This is a genomic window from Candidatus Solincola tengchongensis, from assembly GCF_015711935.1.
Lineage (GTDB): Bacteria > Actinomycetota > Geothermincolia > Geothermincolales > RBG-13-55-18 > Solincola_A > Solincola_A tengchongensis.
Genome location: NZ_JACVJJ010000094.1, coordinates 19,383 through 37,585, shown reverse-complemented (window position 1 = coordinate 37,585; position 18,203 = coordinate 19,383). Strand labels below are relative to the sequence as shown.

Genomic DNA, 18,203 nt, shown 5'->3' with positions numbered 1-18,203 from the left:
TCGCGCCGCACCGGTCCGGGGAGGTTCTCGCCGCTCGAGGGTTGCACCGCCAACTGCCACGTGCACTGCTTGGGGTCGGCTGATCCTCCCTGTGGGAGGCCGGAGCTTGCCCGCCCCGAACCCTTCCGCCCCGCGGCTCTCAGGCCTATAAAAGGGAAGTAAAAAAGGAGGCGCATAAGCACCTCCTTCATAATAGTTGCTATTAGCCACCGGCGGATAGGGCTATTCAGGGGGTGGAATGTGCTGAAGTTATCTCATGCTATAGGTCATATGGGGTTGGCCGGCAGCTAATAGCGTAGGGCCTCTCTTTCAAGGTTCAAAAACATAAGCCCCGGGCGGGGCTTGCTGTCTACAATCTACGTATCATCCCCACCCGACGATTTGAAGTTATCAAAGATGGGCATGGGTGTCAAGGCTCTCCGAAGGGGAAATTGGGGCAAAAAATGATATAGATCAACCTTTATCCTGTCCTTTCCCCGGTTACCGCAACATAACCGAGGGTGAACTTTTCAGCTCGGTCACATTCCCTTTACCAGTTCCTTCCTCAGCCGCCGCGCCGCCCGCCGCACCAGCCTCTTCTCCTCCCTCTCGAAATCAAATGACTGCTGCCTGCCAGCCTGCTTCCCAAGTCCCGGGAAGACAACGCGCCGCCTATGTTCCCGCGCCGCCTCCAGGGCCTGCTCCACCCTGGCCTTCACCCGGCGTGAGAGCGCCTCCAGTTCCTCGGCCACTCCCGCCTGCGGCGGTATGAGGCGCAGCTGCAAAGGCTGCGGGGGCTCCTCGCGGGGCACAAAGGGGAGCTTGCGGTCACGAAGAGACTCCGGCGGCACCAGTACCCTGAGAGCTCCGGGCACCACCGAGAGCTCGATCACCCGGCCGGCGTCGAACTTGTAGACCTCGCCGTCGATCTGAGCGTAGGTATCCGTCTTGCATTCCACGCGCATTCTGCGCACCTGGTGAAAGGAGACCTTGCGGGAAAAGCCGTGCCGCCCTCCCATACAGGCGAAGAGGAACAGCACCAGCCCGTAGATGTTGGGCATCTCCCGCCCTATGGTCAGCCCCAGGATGCCATCGTTCATGCGAGCCTCGGGGTGAATCTTGATGTACCTCCCGAACAGGGGGGCGTTGCACAGTATGGCGATGAGCACCCAGTCCTCGAATGTCTGGTCCTCATAGTCGAAGCGCACGAAGTAACGCTTCCTCTCCTCGAAGAAGCACTTCCTCAGGCCGCTGTAGAAGTAGGCCGGGATGCGGAAGCGCTTCCATTTGTAGGCGCCGTCGGCGATCTCCGAATCCACCCCTAGGCCGAAAGTCACCGCCGCGTAGCGGTCGTCATAGCGGATGAGGTCTATGGTGCGGCAGCAGTTTCCCAGGATGGCGCGCAGGGCCTGCTCCTTGTCCTTGCGGTCATAGCCCATGTTGCACGCGAAATCGTCGGCAGTGCCCGCCGGGAACATGGCCAGTTTGAGGTTGGAGGAAGGGACCTTCATGATGCCGTTGATTATCTCGTTGGTCGTGCCGTCCCCGGACACGGAGACCACCACGTCGAAATCCTCCGCCCACTTCACCACCATCTCCTCTGCGTGTCCGGCCCGCTCGGTGAAGAGCGCTTCGTATTGCACCCCGGCACGCTTGAGACGGTTGAGCAGCCAGACTCCCTCCTCCTGGGCCTTGCCGCCCCGCGAAACCGGGTTCACGATGACCAGATATCTGCGCTCGTTTACGGTTTCGGTCACGATGTATAGCCACTCCCCTTCGACACTCGACCCTCGGCCGCGCGCGGCCATGGCCTCCACGCCTTCCCCACAACGACATCCCGGGTAAGCGGGAAAGGTGGTCGCCCCCGCCGATCGATGCAAATGGTAACACGCCCTTTTCGATCAGTAAACATTATAAGGTTTCGTGTTCGCATTTTCAGGAAACCCAGGCGAGGTCGAGACAGCCACTCTTTACCGCTTGGAAAATCCTCCACGTTCTCCGTTCGCGTCGCCTAGAGAACGGGTTCTCTCTCCCCCCCGACCTTGACGAGGGTACCCTCATAAAACTACCCCCAGCACGAACCCGACTCTCCCAAAGGCAAGGCCTGGAGCTCTGCGAGCGGCGAGGGCTGAGGCCGCTGCAGAAGAACGGCGAACGCTCAAGCCGTTTCCCGCCTGGCGCGCCGCGCCGCTCATCGGGTTTGGAAGGATGCCGGTCGCGAAAGGACGGGCATTCCCGGTACGTGCCTGATGGAGGGCATCGCGCTCGGCTACCTCGTGGGGGGCCCGACGGCAAGGTGGCCCGCAACCTCGAAAGGGCCAAGCTCCCTAAACCGCCTGCATCCCAAGGCCTTCCTACCGGGATTCGGATAGGGCTGTAGTATAATTCTTCCGGAAAGCGGCGACTCGCGATCGCGGAGCGGGTTAATTTCCACATATTGCCATTTAAATCTAGCGCCCTGGCGGGAAGGAGTGATCGCCTTGAAGATAGCAGTGACCGGGAAAGGCGGAGTGGGCAAGACCACCCTGGCCGGCGGCTTGGCCCGCCTCCTGGCTGAGGAAGGATACAATGTGGTGGCCGTGGACGCCGATCCCGACGCCAACCTGGCCTCCAGCCTGGGCATCCCCGAGGAGGAGATGGAGGGCGTGGTCCCCATCGCCGACATGAAGGAGCTCATCGCCGAGCGCACCGATTCCAAGCCCGGCACCTTCGGCACTTATTTCAAGATGAACCCCAAGGTGGACGACCTCCCGGAAGCGCTGTCCAAAGTGCACAAGGGGGTGCGCCTCCTGGTCATGGGCACGGTCAAGGAGGGCGGCGGGGGTTGCGTGTGCCCGGAGTCGGTGATGCTCAAGGCCCTCCTGCAGCACCTCCTCCTGGCCCGCAAGGACGTGGTGATCATGGACATGGAGGCCGGCCTGGAGCACCTGGGCCGGGGGACGGCGGGAGCGGTGGACGCCATGATCGTGGTCATCGAGCCCGGGATGCGCAGCCTGCAGACGGCCAATTCCATCCGCAGGCTGGCGGGAGACCTCAAGGTGCGGCGCGTCTTCGTTGTTCTCAACAAGGTCCAGTCACCGGAGGAGGAGGAACTGGTGAGGTCCCGCCTGGACGGGATGCCCTACCTGGGCTCCATATCCTACAACCAGAACATCCGTCGCGCCGACTTGGAGGGCACAAGCCCTTACGACGCCGATTCGGCCTTCGTGGAGGAGATACGCCGCATCAAGGAAAGGCTTTTCCAGGAACTGGGAGTGGAAGCATGAGTTATGCCATCTTATCCAAGGAGGACCTCGCCGAGCGCGTCCATTCCGTGAGGGTGCGCGCTGAGGGCATCGCCAGGCGGGCCCAGGCGGGGCAGTTCGTCATCCTCCGCCTGGACGAACGGGGCGAGCGCTTCCCCCTCACGCTATGCGACTGGGACAGCCGGGAAGGCTGGATACGCCTCGTCTTCCAGGTGGTGGGCCGCTCCACGGCCAAGCTCAGCCGCATGGAGGCAGGCGAGGAGATACTCGACCTGGTGGGCCCCCTGGGCAGACCGACGGAGATCGACCGCTTCGGGCACGTGGTCTGCGTGGGAGGCGGCGTGGGGATCGCCGCCATCTACCCCATCTGCCGGGAGATGCGCCGCGCCGGCAATCGGGTCACGGGCATCATCGGAGCCCGCACCGCGGGGCTGCTCATTCTGGAGGAGGAGATGGCCGGGGTCACCGACCGCCTTCTGGTGACCACCGACGACGGCTCCAAGGGGCTCTCCGGCAGGGTCACCTGGGCGCTGGAGCAGGTCCTGAAGGAGGAAGGGGCGGACCTGGTGATGGCCATCGGCCCGGCGGTGATGATGAAGTTCGCCTCCGCGGTGACCCGGGAATTCGGAGTACCCACCAAGGTGAGCCTGAACTCCATAATGCTGGACGGGACGGGCATGTGCGGGACCTGCCGGTGCGAGGTGGACGGAAAGACGCGCTTCGCCTGCGTGGACGGCCCGGAGTTCGACGGGCACCTGGTGGACTGGAACCTCCTCCTCGCCCGGCTCGACCAGTACCTGGAGGAGGAGGAGATAGCCCGCAACATGCCCCTCTGAAGGGGAGGGACGCGGGCGCTGAGGGCCACACCGAGACGCAGGGGCTCGGAGGAGGAAATAGATTCCCGCGACTCAGCCTTTGCCGGCCTTGAGTGAAGACCTCCGTGAATCCAGTGGAGGAATCAACATGAGCATCGAAATGTGCGGCTTGCCGTCCGAGCTCCTGGATGAAGGCAGCCACCCTTTCTCCAGTCCGGGATCCCGAACATGGGGGACATCGTCCCCGATGTCGCGATTACATGCCCTGGCAGCGGCCCATCACTCCACGGTCGGATACATTGGGAAGAGAAGTTCACCCCGGGAGGAGCGATCGTATCCCTCCGGAACGACCCTCTCCTCCGGAATGGCTTTCTCCGCGGTAAAGCCATGAACCGCGTGGGGCGAGCGTACCTGGAGGTTCGATGCGCGTCCTCGTCTGTCCGGACAAGTTCAAGGGGTCCCTCACCGCGTCCCAGGCGGCCGAGGCCATAGCCGCCGGTTTCCTGGAGGGGTGGCCGGAGGCGGAATGCGTCCTCTGTCCGCTGGCCGACGGCGGGGAGGGTACCCTCGATGTCCTGGTCAAGGCCACCGGGGGTCGCCTGGTGGAGATGGAGGTCACCGGGCCGCTGGGCGAGAGGCGGAGGGCTCCCCTCGGCCTTTGCGGGGACGGGAAGACCGCGGTGGTGGAGATGGCCGCCGCCTCCGGCCTCCAGCTCATCCCCCCGGAACGCCGGGACCCCATGAATACCACCACCGCCGGGACCGGCGACCTCATCCGCGGAGCCCTGGACCTGGGAGCCACCCGCATCATCGTGGGCATAGGGGGGAGCGGGACCAACGACGGAGGCACGGGCATGGCTTCCGCCCTTGGTGCCCGTTTCCTGGACGGCAAGGGCAAGGAACTCCCTCCCGGAGGCGGGTATCTCCATCGCCTGGAAAGCATCGACCTCTCCGGTCTGGACCCCAGGTTGCGCGAGGTGGAGATCGTGGTGGCCAGCGACGTGGACAACCCGCTGCTGGGACCGGAGGGGGCCTCGCGCGTCTACGCGCCCCAGAAGGGAGCGGGTCCGGAGGAGGTGGAGGCCCTGGAAAGGGGGCTGGCCCGGCTGGCGGAGGTGGCCTCGGCGCAGGTTCCTATGCCCTGTCGCCCCGCGGAGCCGACCCCCGGAGCGGGTCCGGCCGGCTTACCCGGCGCGGGAGCCGCGGGCGGCCTGGGATTCGGTCTTGCCGTGTTCCTGGGCGCGGAGATAAGACCGGGCATCGATGTGGTCATGGAGGCGGTGGGTTTTGAGGAGCTCCTCTCCGCAGCACGGCTGGTGATGACCGGCGAGGGGAGGCTGGACGCCCAGACGGCGCGCGGCAAGACGGTGAACGGCGTGGCCCGCAGGGCTGCGGATAGAGGCATCCCCGTCCTGGCCCTGGCCGGGGAGCTCGCCCCGGGGGCGGAGAAGCTGCACGAGAGCGGCGTGACGGCCATGTTCTCCACCGCCGGCGGCCCGCTTTCCCTGGAAGATTCCCTGCGCCAAGCCCATCGGCTCCTCGCCGCCACCTCCCGGGAGATCGCCATGCTTATCAGGGTTCTCCTGTGATGACCGTTCCGTCGAGCGCTTCTCGCGCAGATGGACACCGTTCGGTCCGGACACACCCTGCGGGAACCGGAGGCTCATGGCCGGCCTTGAGGCGCGAGTGGCCGTAAAAGGCACGGCCCGAGAAGCACGCAGGAACTCTTTTCGTGTCCCATTTCGAAAAAATGTAACACAATATGTGAAAACGGCGGCCCGGAAGGCGGCTTCGTCCCCGGTCTCGACGGTGACCGGGGTTCCAAAAGTCGCTCTGCGACTACTATGCGCGGAAACAGGCACGCGGCTTTGAGAATCCTCTGTGCTATAATCGCAGCAAGGCGGCCCTTTATTACAGGAGTTATGATGTCCGGGCGCTACAGGCTTTCAGCGTACGTGGTGCCGATGATACTGGCTATAGCGGCGCTGATGCTTTTCCCGGGATGCGGAGAGAAAACAGAAAAGGAACCAGCTCCCGGGAAGGCGGCGGGAAGGCCGCAGGTAGTGAACTTCTGGCAGCCCGGGTGAACACCCTGCCGGGAACTCGAGCCCGTGCTGGCTCGGCTGGCGGAGGAATACGCGGGAAGGGTGGACTTCACTGAGATCAACGTTTGGGAGGAGACGGAAAAGGCTTCCGGTTACCACATCTCGGCCACGCCCACCCTCGTCTTTCTGGACCGCGACGGCAACGAGGCCTCCCGCCTCGTGGGTTACCAGACCGAGGACGCCATACGTGCCCGGATCGAACCGCTTCTTGCCGAATGAGGCGAGGGTGAACCCGCGGCGAGGTTCCACCCCACCTGGGAAGGGAGCTTAGAGATGAAAGTCCTGGTGGACCGCTTTTCGAGGCGCATCGATTACCTCCGCCTTGCGGTCACCGACCGGTGCAACCTGCGTTGCATCTATTGCATGCCCCCCGAGGGCGTCCCTCACCTCGACCATGCGGAGATCCTCACCTACGAGGAGATACTGCGCTTCCTGCGGGTTGCGCTGCGGGCGGGCATCGGCAAGGTTCGCCTGACCGGAGGGGAGCCCCTGGTACGCAGGGACGTGGAGGAGCTGGTGAGGGGCATCGCCTCCCTGCGTCCCCGACTGGACATCTCCCTCACCACCAACGGCACCCTTCTGGCCAAGAAGGCGGAGAGCCTGGCCGCAGCCGGCCTCAAGAGGGTGAACGTGAGTATCGACTCCCTCCACCCGGAGACCTACCGCCGCCTCACCCGTGGGGGCGACCTCGCCACGGCGCTGGAGGGGGTGGAGGCGGCCCTGGAGGCCGGGCTGGACCCGGTGAAGATAAACGTGGTGACCCTTAAGCACCTGAACGACGAGGTAGAGGGCTTTCTGGACCTGGTGTACAGGCTGCCGGTCCACGTCAGGTTCATCGAATACATGAGCCCTTGCGGGGCCGTGGACGCCTCCTACTTCGTCTCCAACCGGGTCATCCGGGCTCGCCTGCTGCGCCACGGGGCCATGGAGGAGGCCCCTTCCCCCCTCGGCGCGGGCCCGGCGCGCTATTACCGGCTGCCCGGGGCGCGGGGGATGGTAGGCTTCATCTCCCCTGTGAGCTCCCACTTCTGCCCGGAGTGCAACCGCCTGCGCCTCACCGCAGAGGGGAGGATGAAGCCCTGCCTCTTCTCCACGGAGGAGGTGGACGTGAGAGGGATATTGCGGGGCGGAAAGGACGACCGGGAAACCGAGGAGGAGATCTACCGGGCCATCCTCACGGCATTGGACAAGAAACCTTACGACCACGGTAAACTGGAATCTTTTACCAAGACGAACATGTCCCGCATCGGGGGATGAGCGCGATACGGGAAATGATATGGCGCGTGCCCGGCCTTCCGGCCGGTGAGCCTCACAATACCACCGGCGGGGAAGTCAGGGAAGGGTCAGGAAGGGCGACACCCTAAGCGGGGTGCTTCCGCCCCCGGTGAGCGGGGGTGAGAGGAGAGACCCCGGGAAGAGGGAGGCCATTGGATGTCGGACATCGAAGAGAGCAAACCGGCCGATGCCCTTTCCCACCTGGACGAACGGGGAAGGGCCAGGATGGTGGACGTGAGCCGGAAGCCGGTAACCGTCCGCGAGGCCCTGGCCCAGGCCAGAGTGGTGATGAGACCCTCCACCTTGAAGCTCATCGTCGCCGGGGAGGTGGAGAAGGGCGATGTCCTGGCCGTGGCGCGAGTGGCGGGGATCATGGCCGCCAAACGTGCCGGGGAGCTCATCCCCATGTGCCATCCCATCTCCGTCACCTCGGTGGAGACCGATTTCCGGGTCGATGAGTCGGATTCCTCCATAACCGTGCTGGTGACGGTGAGGACCCGCGACCGCACCGGGGTGGAGATGGAGGCCCTTACCGGGGCCGCCGTCGCCGCCCTGACCATCTACGACATGTGCAAGGCGGTGGACCGCTCCATGACCGTGACCGACCTGCAGCTCCTGAGGAAGACGGGAGGGCGCTCGGGGACCTTCGTCAGAGGAGGCGATGATGACCAGCGGTGAGGTGGTGGCCGTCTGCGTGAGCGCGGAAAAGCACGTCCAGAAGGAGGAGGTGGAGGAGGTCCTCTTGGTGGAGGACCTGGGCATCCGGGGCGACGCCCACGCAGGATTCGGCCACCGTCAGGTGAGCCTGCTGGCGGAGGAGAGCGTGGACAAGATGCGGGCCATGGGACTCGAGGGCCTGCGTCCGGGCGCTTTCGGGGAGAACCTGCTCACCCGGGGCCTGGAACTGACTCGCCTGAAGGTGGGCGACCGCCTGCGCGTGGGAAAGGACATCCTCCTCGAGGTGACCCAGATAGGCAAGGAGTGCGTGGAACGCTGCGCCATCTACTACGCCGCCGGCGACTGCATCATGCCGCGGGAGGGCATCTTCGCCCGCGTCCTCAAGGGCGGCACGGCAAAGGCGGGAGACCGCATCGAGGTCCTGGAGGAAGGCCCCCGCGAGCGGGAAGCGGAGGAGGAGAAGTGAGCCCTAAACACAACGGCGAATCCGACTCGCCCCGGCGTCCCTTCAGGGTGGCCATCCTCACGGTTAGCGACAAGGGAGCCGCCGGGGAACGGGAGGACCTTTCCGGCCGGGCAGTGGAGGAAGTGGTCCTCCGGGAGGGATGGAAGGTCGAGGCGCGGGAGATGGTCCCCGACGAAGCGGTGATGATCGAGGAGCGGCTCCGCCACTTCTGCGATCATTTGCGCGTGGACCTGGTTCTGACCACCGGAGGCACGGGGATGAGCCCTCGCGACGTGACCCCCGAGGCCACGCGCCGGGTGGTGGAGAGGGAAGCTCCCGGATTCGCGGAGGCCATGCGGGCCGCCTCCCTGCGGGTGACCCCCCACGCCATGCTCAGCCGCGCGGTGAGCGGCATCCGGGGATCCACCCTAATCGTCAACCTCCCGGGAAGCCCCCGGGGGGCAAGGGAGAACCTGGAGGTCATCATTCCCGCCCTCCCCCACGGGCTGGACAAGCTCCGCGGCGACCCCGGCGAATGCGCCGGGTGAGGGAAGTCCCCGCCCCTTCCTGAACCGGGGTCGGGGCGCGCAGAGGGCATCCCGGGAAGAGGCAGGGCCAGGGCTCCGCTACGCAGGGAAGGAACCCCTTTTCCGGTCTCTCCATGGGCGTTCAAAACCCCCTTCCACACCGGGAAAGGCGAATTCAGAGGTTAATAAAAGGCAAATTTGAAAAGGAGGGGGAAAGGGTTATAATATGCGTGTCCTTCGCCCTGTCAGGAGCATGGAGCGGGAGCAAGACCGGAGGTAATCGTGCTTACCAGGCGGTTCATCAAGATGATAGAGACCAGGGCGGACAAGGTAGCCAAGCTCTGGTTGAAGGAAGTCCGGCAGTCCAAGTACACCCCCACCTACCACCACTTCCCGGAAGAGCTGCTCTTCGAGAGGGCGATGGCCGTCTACGAGAGGCTGGGTTACTGGCTCAGCCCGGAGACCCAGAAGGAGGAGATACGGCACTTCTACATGAACCTCGGACAGAGGAGATTCCAGGAGGGGTTCCGCCTGGAGGAGGTCCTCATGGCCCTCATCCTCCTGAAACGCTACCTCTGGCTGGAGGTACTCTCCGAGGGGCTCACCCAGACCAACCTGGAGCTTTACCAGGCCCTGGAGCTCAACAACCAGGTGGTCCTGTATTTCGACCGGGCGATCTATTACACCACCCAGGGATACATGGAAGCCCTGGAGGCGGCTCGGGCGGTCAACCAATGACCGTGGATGTTAATCCCTACAAACCTCAAAGCTTATATTCATACCGACTATAAAGCCCCCATTGAAATAAAGCCCGTATTCGAAACCGGCGACGGCATCCGCCTCGAGGAAATGCAACCGGATAAGGGCCTTGGGGAAAGGCTTTCACGACCCTAATCTCCTGCCTCTCCCCGATAGGCGGATAGAACACGATGCCTGCCCTTTCCCTTTTTCACAACCGTGACGGAACACTGTGAATCCTCATCCGACACACACCGCCGAACTTTCCGTGGCATATCCACTACAGGGTCACTCCGAAGTAGCTTTCCATCCTGTTGCCACCGGCGTAGGGGGTCGCCGCCAGCCCCGAATAAACGGGTTGAATTCATTATCCCTGGCAACCGCCCCGAATCCCCGAATCGGTGACCGGGCCGAGGAGGTAGGCCGGGTTGCCACCCGCCTGCCGCTTGGTTATCCTGAATGGCGCGACGTGGGGTGATGTGGAGATCACTTCCTCCATCGGCGGACGACGCGGAAGGGAGAGGACCTTGGAGCTAATCCTGCTGAGGCACGGAGAGACGGAGTTCAACCGGGCGGACGTCTTCCGGGGACGTGTGGACCTGCCCCTCAACCGGAGGGGAAAGAGGCAGGCCCGTGCGGCCGCCGACTACCTCTCCGACCTTTCCTTCCAAGCTTTCTACTCCAGCCCCCTGCGGAGGTCGATGGAGACCGCTTCCGCGGTGGCTGAGCCCCACGGGGGGAGGGTGGAGCCCCTGGACCGCTTCATCGACGTGGATTACGGCGAATGGAGCGGAAAGAGCGTGGAAGAGGTCCGGGAGGGATGGCCGGACGTCTTCCGCCTCTGGGTTGAAGATCCGGGAAAGGTGACCTTCCCCGGCGGCGAATCGCTCCAGGCGGTGCGCAGGAGGCTGAGGGAGGGCCTGGAGGAGCTGGCGGACAGGCATTCGGGAAGGGTCCTCCTCGTGGGGCACAAGCTCATCAACCGGATGATCATCTGCATCGTGCTCGGCCTCTCCACTTCGGGCATATGGAGGGTGGACCAGTCCAACGGGGCCATCAATGTCATCTCCCACGATGGAAGGGTCTGGATGCTGCGCCGCATGAACGACACCGCGCACCTGAAAGGCCTGGAGAGCGCCGACCAGCGCACCTGAACCCCCTCCCTGCCGTAACGACCGGCGTCATCACCCAAAGCGGGCCTCACGGCCGGAGGGTCCCGTAAAGGCCGAAAAGGGATCCGGCAACCCTTCCTCCACGACCCGTAACGGGAGGCTCACGGCCCCCGGGTGGGTTATAATTATCCCGATATGGATACGGCACTCAGAAGCGGGAAGATCAAGAGCGTGGCCACCACGGTGGACTACACGCTGCGCAAACGCTCCGTCCTGCGCGACTACCGCGCCGGGAGGCTATCGGTGTACGACGTCTGCGACGCCCACCCCGAGATCAGGCGCATCGCCAGGAACGTGGGGGAGGACACCCGCTTCACATGTCCCATCTGCCGCCGCGAGAAGCTGCGCCTGCTCAACTTCGTCTACGGGGACGAGCTGAACTACGACAACGGGAGGGTTTTTCCCACCCGCACCATATTCAACGGGCTGCGGGAGAAGTACCGGAGTTTCACCTGCTACGTGGTGGAGGTCTGCGTGGGATGCTGCTGGAACCACCTGGTGCGCAGCATCCACTTCGAAAACCCTGGAGGGGAGCCGGATGTGTGAATCCCATGCCTACCTGCTGGAGGGTGACCAGGAGAAGCTGGTCATGGAGGACGTGGTGAACATCAAGGAAGAGGGCGGGAAGGTCCACCTCACCAACATCATCGGGGAGGAAAGCGTCCTGGAGGCGGAGATCGCGTCCATCACCTTCCTGGACCACAAAGTGCTCCTGCGTCCCCGCTCTTCCTGACGCACCTGCTGCCGGGGGAAAATACGCACCGCTCGGTAGGGTTTACCTGTCCCTGCGCCCGTATCGCGTGGGCCGGGTCTTCCCGGCTTCGTTTCCCTGAAAGCTTCCACGACACACGGCTCGCAGGGTCGCGAACGCGATTCTGTTTCTCCCGGGAAGACTCCCGCTATGCGCGGTGATCGCCCTCCCTCCCGGCTACTCCCCCTCCGCGGGCTTCCCTTTCCTCCCCCGTGACACGAAGTAGACGACCAGGCCCAACAGGGCCGCCAGTACCACCCAGGGGAGGACATAGAAGAGGGCCAGAGCCAGGGCGCGCATGCCGCGGGCGAAGGCCCTGAAGGCGCGGCCCACTGAATTCCAGAATCCGCCTTTCTCCTCCGGCCCCGCCTCGTCCACGGAGAGGGTGAGCGTGGAATACTGCGTCTGGCTGTCGAGGTAATTGATGCGGCCCTGCACCTGCTCCTTCTGCAGCTGTACCGAGGAGAGGTGCTCCCTTATGGTGACCATCTCCTGGACTGTGCTTGCCTTCCCGATGAGGGTGAGGTAAAAGGCCTCTTCCGCCTGGAGGTGCCTGAGCCTGGCCTCCAGGTCCACGTATTCCGCACTCACGTCGCTGGTGTTCACCTGGGTGGAGAGGACCTCCCCCAGGGAAGAGATGTCGGTCATGATACGGTCGAAGGCCTCCGCCGGCACGCGCAGGGTGAGAGTGGCATGGACCAGGCCGTCCTCGTCCCGGCTTGAGCTCTCGTCCTGTATGTAGCCTCCGGCCGCGGTGACCAGGGCCATGGCGTCCTCCCGTATCCCCGTATATCCACCCCGGTCTGTCTTCATCTTCACCAGCCCGGTCTTTATGACCCTGGCCTTGACCTCCGGGAGGGCGGAGGTTCCGGGTCTTTCGGTGGTTGGATAAGCCTGCTCCCGCGACGGCGCTTCCCCGGCAAGGAGAGGCTTTTCCGCCTCCCCGCCGCTCTCCGTGACTCCCTTACCCCCCTCGGAGGACACCTCCGCCTCGCGTCCCCCGCAGCCGAGGATGAAAATCCCGGCCACCAGCAAGAGCACGACAATCGTAGTTGACAATATCTTCCATTTAATCCCCCGGCCCATGAGAGCCTCCTTTCCCCGTCCCGTCCTCCTTAGTAATGGATGATGCTTCCAGCTCAATGGTTCCCTTTTCCTGGGACTTCGTCGGCGCATGCGCCGATTCCGGACTCCGGCATGCCACGGTATCCTGTGGAATAGCCCTCCTCTCCCCAAACTCCGATGCCTAGCCCCCCGCCTATCGATTAGAACACCCGCCATCCTACACGCAGGTTTGTGCGTGCTAAAATACCGGCGGAAAGGAGGGGACCATGGACAAAGAGGGAAAGGAAAAACGCGGGCGCGGCTCCGGAGAGCCCCGCCACCCCATGCCCGAACAGGACCCCCGCGCGAGGACCGGGAACTTCGACGAGGTAGCCCTGGGATACCGCGAGGAAGACGCCGTGGCGGAAGCCTCCCGTTGCCTGCAGTGCCGCAAGAAACCCTGCGTTGCCGGGTGCCCGGTGGAGATCGACATCCCCACCTTCATCGCCTCCATAGAGAAGGGCGATTTCCTGGGGGCGGCGGCCAAGCTTAAGGAGAAGAACAACCTCCCCGCCATCTGCGGCCGGGTATGTCCCCAGGAGACGCAGTGCGAGGCGGAGTGCACCTTGGGCAAGAAGGGGGAGCCGGTGGCCATCGGCCGCTTGGAGCGCTTCGCCGCCGACTTCGAAGCGGCGCAGGGAAACGTCCCTGTGCCTCCCGTACTCCCTCCCACCGGCAAACGGGTGGCGGTCATCGGCTCCGGGCCAGCGGGCCTCACCTGCGCCGGAGACCTGGCCCGCATGGGACACCAGGTGACCATCTTCGAAGCCCTCAACGCCCCAGGCGGCGTCCTCACCTACGGCATACCGGAGTTCCGCCTTCCCAAGAGCATCGTGGAGAGGGAAGTGGAGTACATCCGCAGTCTGGGAGTGGAGATCCTCCTGGACCAGGTCATCGGCTGCACCACCACCCTGCAGGAACTCCTGGACTCCGGTTACCACGCCGCCTTCATCGGCATCGGGGCCGGGCTGCCCATGTTCATGGATATACCGGGGGAGAACCTCAACGGCGTGTACTCGGCCAACGAGTATCTGACCCGCTCCAACCTCATGAAGGCCTACCTCTTCCCCCAATACGACACCCCCATAAAGCGCGGCCGGCGGGTGGCGGTGATCGGGGGAGGCAATGTGGCCCTGGACAGCGCCCGCACCGCGCTACGCCTGGGAGCCGAGGAAGTGACCATCGTCTACCGCCGCTCCCGGGCCGAGATGCCCGCCCGGGCCGAGGAGGTGGCCCACGCTGCCGAGGAGGGGGTGCGCTTCAAGTTCCTCACCCTTCCCCAGCGCATCCTGGGGGAGAAGGGGTGGGTGCGGGCCATGGAATGCATACGCATGGAGCTGGGCGAGCCGGACGAGAGCGGCAGGAGGCGCCCGGTGCCGGTGCCGGGTTCCGAGTTCGAGATGGAGGTCGACCTGGTCATCATGGCCATCGGCACCCGGGCCAACCCCCTCCTTCCCTCCACCATACCCGAGCTCAGGCTGAACAGGTGGGGGTACATCGACGCCGACCCGGACACGGGACAGACCTCCATACCCAACGTCTTCGCCGGCGGAGACATCGTCACCGGATCGGCCACGGTGATCGAGGCCATGGGAGCCGGGAAGCGCTCGGCCCGGGCCATCCACCGTCTCCTCACCGGGGAGGAGCCGCCGTTCTGAGCGCTGTGACCACCCTGCGGCGTGGAGAGTGACCCGGCCTTGAGGACATCACGGAGCGTTTAACGCTAGTGGGAATCCCGGAACGCGTCCCGCCTATCACCTTTTCACGCCCCGGCAGCCGGCCGCAGAAGAGCTCCACTCACTTCCCCAGGGATGTGAATCCGAGCGTGGCTTATAATAGGTCTTGAGTCGTGCTCTTCTCGGAAGGACGCGTCGGCGGTTCTTCGACACGGAAAGAGGTGAAGGATATGGGATTTTTTGACAAGTTGAAGGAACAGGCTTCCAGCCTTGGCGCCCAGCTGGACCAGGCCTTGGATTCCACCAAGCAGAAGGCGCAGATAAGCTCCCTGCGCAAGCAGAGGACGGAGCTGGTGACCCAACTGGGAGAGGCACTGCTCAGCCAGTTCCGGGAAAACCGGCCGAACCCCGACGCCCTGCGACCCCAGGTTGACCAGATATTCAACCTGGAATGGCAGATAATCGAGCTGGAAAAGCAGGTGGAAGCCCAGAGGCAGGCCGCCCAGCAGGCACAGGTCGCAGGTACTCCCGCGGCGGCGGCTCAACCCGCGCCTCCCCCGCCTCCCCCGCCTCCCACGGCTGCCGCTCCGGCGCCGCCCCAGGCGGCTCCCCAGCCGGGTACCGCAGCCTGTCCTTCGTGCGGCGCCGAGGTTCCCGCCGGATCGGTGTTCTGCCCCAACTGCGGGACGAGGATAGGTGGGTAGAAAATCCGCGTATGGTATCCGGGGGTAAAGCGGGCCCGCGATTTCCCGGAGCCGGGTGCGTCCTCCTTGCCGCCATTCTGGCCCTCGCCGCCCTCCCGGCTGGGGGGTGCGGGCGCGAATCGCCGCAGGCCACTGTTTACCATTTTCTGGGTGCAGTTCAGGCCCAGGATTTCGACGCCATGCGCTCCTTCGTGAGCCCCGAGGCCAGGAGGAAAGTGGAGGGCGAGGAGAGGACACGCCGGGAGTGGGACGAGCTGCGGCGCCGCTTCCTCGACGGGACACCGGACTGGCGCTTTCGCTTCGAGGACTTGGAGTTGAGCTCGCGCGCCCTGGATCCCGACCATGCGCTGGTGACCGCGGTCGGAGGAAAGTGTGCCTATTACCGCCTCAAGGACGGCCGCTGGGTGAAGGAGGGGGAGATCGACTTCTCCCGGGAGGAGTTCGTCCCGCTCTACCTGGTGAAGAGGGATGGGGAATGGTACCTGGAGGCCCTGGACTTCTACGTTCTCTACGCGCTGGAGACCGCTTGCCGGGAGTGAAGGGTAGAACTCCGGAAAGGTCACCAGCGCGCCGAGCCTTCCCGGCGTGCGAGCAAAAGGGAAACCGCGGGACCGGCCGGGGCGTCAAAGAGAGGGAGAAACCAGGCGGAATACCGCTGTAGAGGAGGAAGCAGCGCTCCAACCTCCCGTGCAGAGTACTCGACGAAGGCGCGCGTCATCTCCGGCCGCAACCAGGGACTAAAGGGATTCCGATACCAGCCGGCAAAGATTTCAATGGGTCGGGATGCGACGCCGGGTCAGGATTTATGATGTGTATGGAAGTGCGCCCTGCGTGGAGTGGAAGGCGAGGGCCACGGAACCGATCCCGGGGCGGCAGTGAGGTCGCACCGAGACGGAGGTGCGGCCGTAAGCCGAACGGGGCTTCCGGGAAACACGAAAAGGGCCCCGGAGGCGTCAGTTCCTTGTCGGCGCCGACCGTGAAGGATAGGCGGCCCGGTGCGGCCGGAGTTTAAGAGGAATATATTTCCAGATTAAGGCGAGTTGGAAGAGGAGGAGAACTTGCGCTGTCCCAACTGCGGATACCAGAACCCCGAGGGTCGCCGCTACTGCGAGGAATGCGGCGAGAAGATCGCCGGGTTGGAGGCCGCCAAGGCCAGGGCCCGCAGGAAGACCATGCGCGAGGCGGCCCGCCTGCGCCTGGAGCTGGAGAAGGAGGGCGTCGACCGTGCGGAGGTGGAAAGGCGCCTCCGCCGGGTGCGGCGGCGCCGCTCATCGCTGAGATCCGGCGTGGTCCTTCTCGGCCTCGTCGTCCTGGTGGCCGTCGTCGTCCTGGCCATCACCGTGTTCCGCGGCGGCGAGAGCGCGCCGGAGAAGGCGGTCAAGGACTTCTACCGGGCCATAAAGGACAAGGACGTGATGGCCTACCTCAAGCTGACCGAACCCGAGGTGTACAAACTGGCCCAGAAGGGGGAATACGAGCCCGACCCCTACACCGAGGGCATCGATTACGACTCCTACGTGGTCGATGGCCTTAAGACCCGCCTGGTGAAGGAGGAGGGCGACTACGCCGAGGTGGAGGTCGTGGGCGGCTACTTCGAGGGCTTTTACCGCGACGGCGCCAGGAGCGGCGGGGTCGACTTCTCCCAGCACCCCCGGCTGATCCGGCTGGTCAGGGTGGAGGGCAACTGGGTGATCCAGGATTACCCGACCGCCAAGCTCCCCTACCTGGTGGAGGAGGTGCCGGGCGAACAGCCCGAGTTCCCGGAGCTGGAGGGAGAGGGCGGCCAGGGCGAGTGACGCTTTTGCAGGCCGAGCGTCCCCGAAGGAAAGGTCGGCGAGCGCCCGGAAAAGCCGTCCGGTGCGGAAAGCGCGAGATGCGGCGCAAGACGCTTACTTGCTGACAGTACGGGACGCTTACTCTATACTTATACGGAGCTCGCACGGGAACGCGCTCGGAAGCGGACCCGGCGGAGTAGGACGGAGAGGGTCAAGGAACCCTACCGAAGGCGGAAAGCGGGATGGAGATGATGAGATCGCGTGGGAAGCGCCTGGCCGTGTATATCGCGGCCGCATTGCTCCTCCTCCTGCTCGCCGGATGCGCGGGATGGCAGAGCGGCTCCTCCTTCAAGGACGAATTCGACCCCCAGGACAGAAGCCCCGTTACCGTGGTGAAGAAATGGTTCAAATCCATGGAATGGAAGGAGGGCGAGGACGGGGCGCGCAACCCCGAAAACGGGCGTGACTTCGCCTATTTCCTCGAGGTGGTGAACCCCGAGCTGCTCATGGACCCCACCGGGCAGTTCATAGGGCCCGAACAGCTCCGAGACCTTGAGGACAGGTGGAACTCCCGGGAGTGGGAGGCGGAGTTCAACGGTGTCGTCCTGGAGGAAGCGGAGAAGGTGGAGGGCGAGAGCGCCGTGGTGAAGATAACCGACGGCAAGATCCGCTACATCGGGCAGAAGATGTTCGGCACCGTGGAGTACAAGACGGACAGCTTCAAGGACAAAGAGGGCGAGATATACCTCCGTTGGTACGAGGACCCGGTGAACGACCCCCTCCTACAGGTGGCGCGGATGGACGAGTACCGGGAGCGTTTCGCGGACATCGCCGGGAAGGGCCGCTGGGTGGTCGTGGGCGGCCTCGACCTCTCCGAGGAAAAGGCATGGGGCGAGGAAGTCTCCCGATAATGCCTTAGGGCTTCTCCCCGAAACCCTTTTATTTAACCCAGAACACGCCTCACGGTCGAACGGAAAGGCTCTGGAAGCGGTCGACAGTCCTTCTCTTTCCCCTCACTTTACGGCCTTCTCCCTTTCCCTCGCCTCCGAGAACGACCCCTCCAGAACCAGGACTGGCTCCGGGGATCAGATGGAGGCGCCTTCCGAGAAGGTCGCCTTGGTACATTCCGTTCCCGCTACCGGACGTCCGTAGCTTGCGGGAGAGACCACAAGCCGCATCTCATAAGGGCCGACTGCCCTCCGCCTCCGGCTCCC

General features: G+C 64.3%; 19 protein-coding genes and 1 pseudogene. 18 read left to right on the top strand and 2 right to left on the bottom strand.

Annotated features, from left to right (window positions below; genetic code table 11):
• Positions 1-518 precede the first annotated feature (518 nt).
• Positions 519-1,736: a diacylglycerol/lipid kinase family protein gene (locus H7007_RS08825; RefSeq protein ID WP_287154822.1), complete on the bottom strand. Its 1,218-nt coding sequence runs from the start codon at positions 1,734-1,736 to the stop codon at positions 519-521.
• 723 nt (positions 1,737-2,459) lie between these two features.
• Between H7007_RS08825 and H7007_RS08820 the strand changes: the two genes are divergently transcribed.
• The 13 genes and pseudogenes from H7007_RS08820 to H7007_RS08760 all read left to right on the top strand — a co-directional run bounded on the left by H7007_RS08820 (position 2,460) and on the right by H7007_RS08760 (position 11,712).
• Positions 2,460-3,245, top strand: a complete 786-nt coding sequence (locus H7007_RS08820; protein ID WP_287154820.1) for an ATP-binding protein — start codon at positions 2,460-2,462, stop codon at positions 3,243-3,245.
• On the top strand, positions 3,242-4,060 hold the full coding sequence (locus H7007_RS08815) for a sulfide/dihydroorotate dehydrogenase-like FAD/NAD-binding protein (protein WP_287154818.1): 819 nt from the start codon (positions 3,242-3,244) through the stop codon (positions 4,058-4,060). The genes H7007_RS08820 and H7007_RS08815 overlap by 4 nt, the downstream gene beginning before the upstream one ends.
• Positions 4,061-4,461: 401 nt before the next feature.
• A complete protein-coding gene (locus H7007_RS08810; RefSeq protein ID WP_287154816.1) occupies positions 4,462-5,628 on the top strand; it encodes a glycerate kinase in 1,167 nt (388 codons plus the stop codon).
• A gap of 336 nt (positions 5,629-5,964) precedes the next feature.
• Entirely contained in the window at positions 5,965-6,126 is a 162-nt protein-coding gene (locus H7007_RS08805) for a hypothetical protein (protein WP_287154815.1), read from the top strand.
• A 12-nt stretch (positions 6,127-6,138) separates the two neighbouring features.
• A pseudogene (locus tag H7007_RS08800) lies at positions 6,139-6,363 on the top strand (thioredoxin family protein); the annotation flags it as partial.
• A gap of 54 nt (positions 6,364-6,417) precedes the next feature.
• Positions 6,418-7,401: a GTP 3',8-cyclase MoaA gene (gene moaA / locus H7007_RS08795; RefSeq protein WP_287154813.1), complete on the top strand. Its 984-nt coding sequence runs from the start codon at positions 6,418-6,420 to the stop codon at positions 7,399-7,401.
• 174 nt (positions 7,402-7,575) lie between these two features.
• Entirely contained in the window at positions 7,576-8,097 is a 522-nt protein-coding gene (moaC, locus tag H7007_RS08790; RefSeq protein ID WP_287154811.1) for a cyclic pyranopterin monophosphate synthase MoaC, read from the top strand.
• On the top strand, positions 8,084-8,563 hold the full coding sequence (locus H7007_RS08785; protein ID WP_287154809.1) for an MOSC domain-containing protein: 480 nt from the start codon (positions 8,084-8,086) through the stop codon (positions 8,561-8,563). Before moaC ends, H7007_RS08785 begins: the two co-directional genes overlap by 14 nt.
• Entirely contained in the window at positions 8,560-9,090 is a 531-nt protein-coding gene (locus H7007_RS08780; protein WP_287154807.1) for a MogA/MoaB family molybdenum cofactor biosynthesis protein, read from the top strand. Before H7007_RS08785 ends, H7007_RS08780 begins: the two co-directional genes overlap by 4 nt.
• A 261-nt stretch (positions 9,091-9,351) precedes the next feature.
• Positions 9,352-9,807: an RsbRD N-terminal domain-containing protein gene (locus tag H7007_RS08775; protein ID WP_287154805.1), complete on the top strand. Its 456-nt coding sequence runs from the start codon at positions 9,352-9,354 to the stop codon at positions 9,805-9,807.
• 527 nt (positions 9,808-10,334) lie between these two features.
• The gene (locus H7007_RS08770) at positions 10,335-10,961 is read left to right on the top strand and encodes a histidine phosphatase family protein (RefSeq protein ID WP_287154803.1); all 627 of its coding nucleotides are present in this window, start codon (positions 10,335-10,337) and stop codon (positions 10,959-10,961) included.
• Between the two features lie 189 nt (positions 10,962-11,150).
• Positions 11,151-11,525 carry a DUF5318 family protein gene (locus H7007_RS08765; protein ID WP_287154801.1) on the top strand — a complete coding sequence of 125 codons (375 nt, stop codon included), beginning with the start codon at positions 11,151-11,153 and terminating at the stop codon, positions 11,523-11,525.
• On the top strand, positions 11,518-11,712 hold the full coding sequence (locus H7007_RS08760; RefSeq protein ID WP_287154799.1) for a CooT family nickel-binding protein: 195 nt from the start codon (positions 11,518-11,520) through the stop codon (positions 11,710-11,712). Before H7007_RS08765 ends, H7007_RS08760 begins: the two co-directional genes overlap by 8 nt.
• 195 nt (positions 11,713-11,907) lie before the next feature.
• On the opposite strand, the gene H7007_RS08755 is transcribed toward H7007_RS08760, so the two are convergent.
• Positions 11,908-12,816, bottom strand: coding sequence for a DUF4349 domain-containing protein (locus tag H7007_RS08755; RefSeq protein WP_287154797.1), 909 nt, complete (start codon positions 12,814-12,816; stop codon positions 11,908-11,910).
• Positions 12,817-13,061: 245 nt separating this feature from the next.
• Here H7007_RS08755 and gltA point away from each other — a divergent pair, with 245 nt between their 5' ends.
• From gltA to H7007_RS08730, 5 genes are all read left to right on the top strand, one after another.
• A complete protein-coding gene (gene gltA, locus H7007_RS08750; RefSeq protein ID WP_287154796.1) occupies positions 13,062-14,492 on the top strand; it encodes an NADPH-dependent glutamate synthase in 1,431 nt (476 codons plus the stop codon).
• Positions 14,493-14,740: 248 nt separating this feature from the next.
• A complete protein-coding gene (locus tag H7007_RS08745; protein ID WP_287154794.1) occupies positions 14,741-15,214 on the top strand; it encodes a zinc ribbon domain-containing protein in 474 nt (157 codons plus the stop codon).
• An 11-nt stretch (positions 15,215-15,225) separates the two neighbouring features.
• The gene (locus H7007_RS08740; protein WP_287154792.1) at positions 15,226-15,753 is read left to right on the top strand and encodes a nuclear transport factor 2 family protein; all 528 of its coding nucleotides are present in this window, start codon (positions 15,226-15,228) and stop codon (positions 15,751-15,753) included.
• A gap of 501 nt (positions 15,754-16,254) precedes the next feature.
• Positions 16,255-17,010 (top strand): zinc-ribbon domain-containing protein, encoded by a 756-nt coding sequence (locus H7007_RS08735; RefSeq protein ID WP_287154790.1) that lies wholly within the window; start codon positions 16,255-16,257, stop codon positions 17,008-17,010.
• Positions 17,011-17,231: 221 nt separating this feature from the next.
• Positions 17,232-17,900 carry a hypothetical protein gene (locus H7007_RS08730; RefSeq protein ID WP_287154788.1) on the top strand — a complete coding sequence of 223 codons (669 nt, stop codon included), beginning with the start codon at positions 17,232-17,234 and terminating at the stop codon, positions 17,898-17,900.
• Positions 17,901-18,203 lie beyond the last annotated feature (303 nt).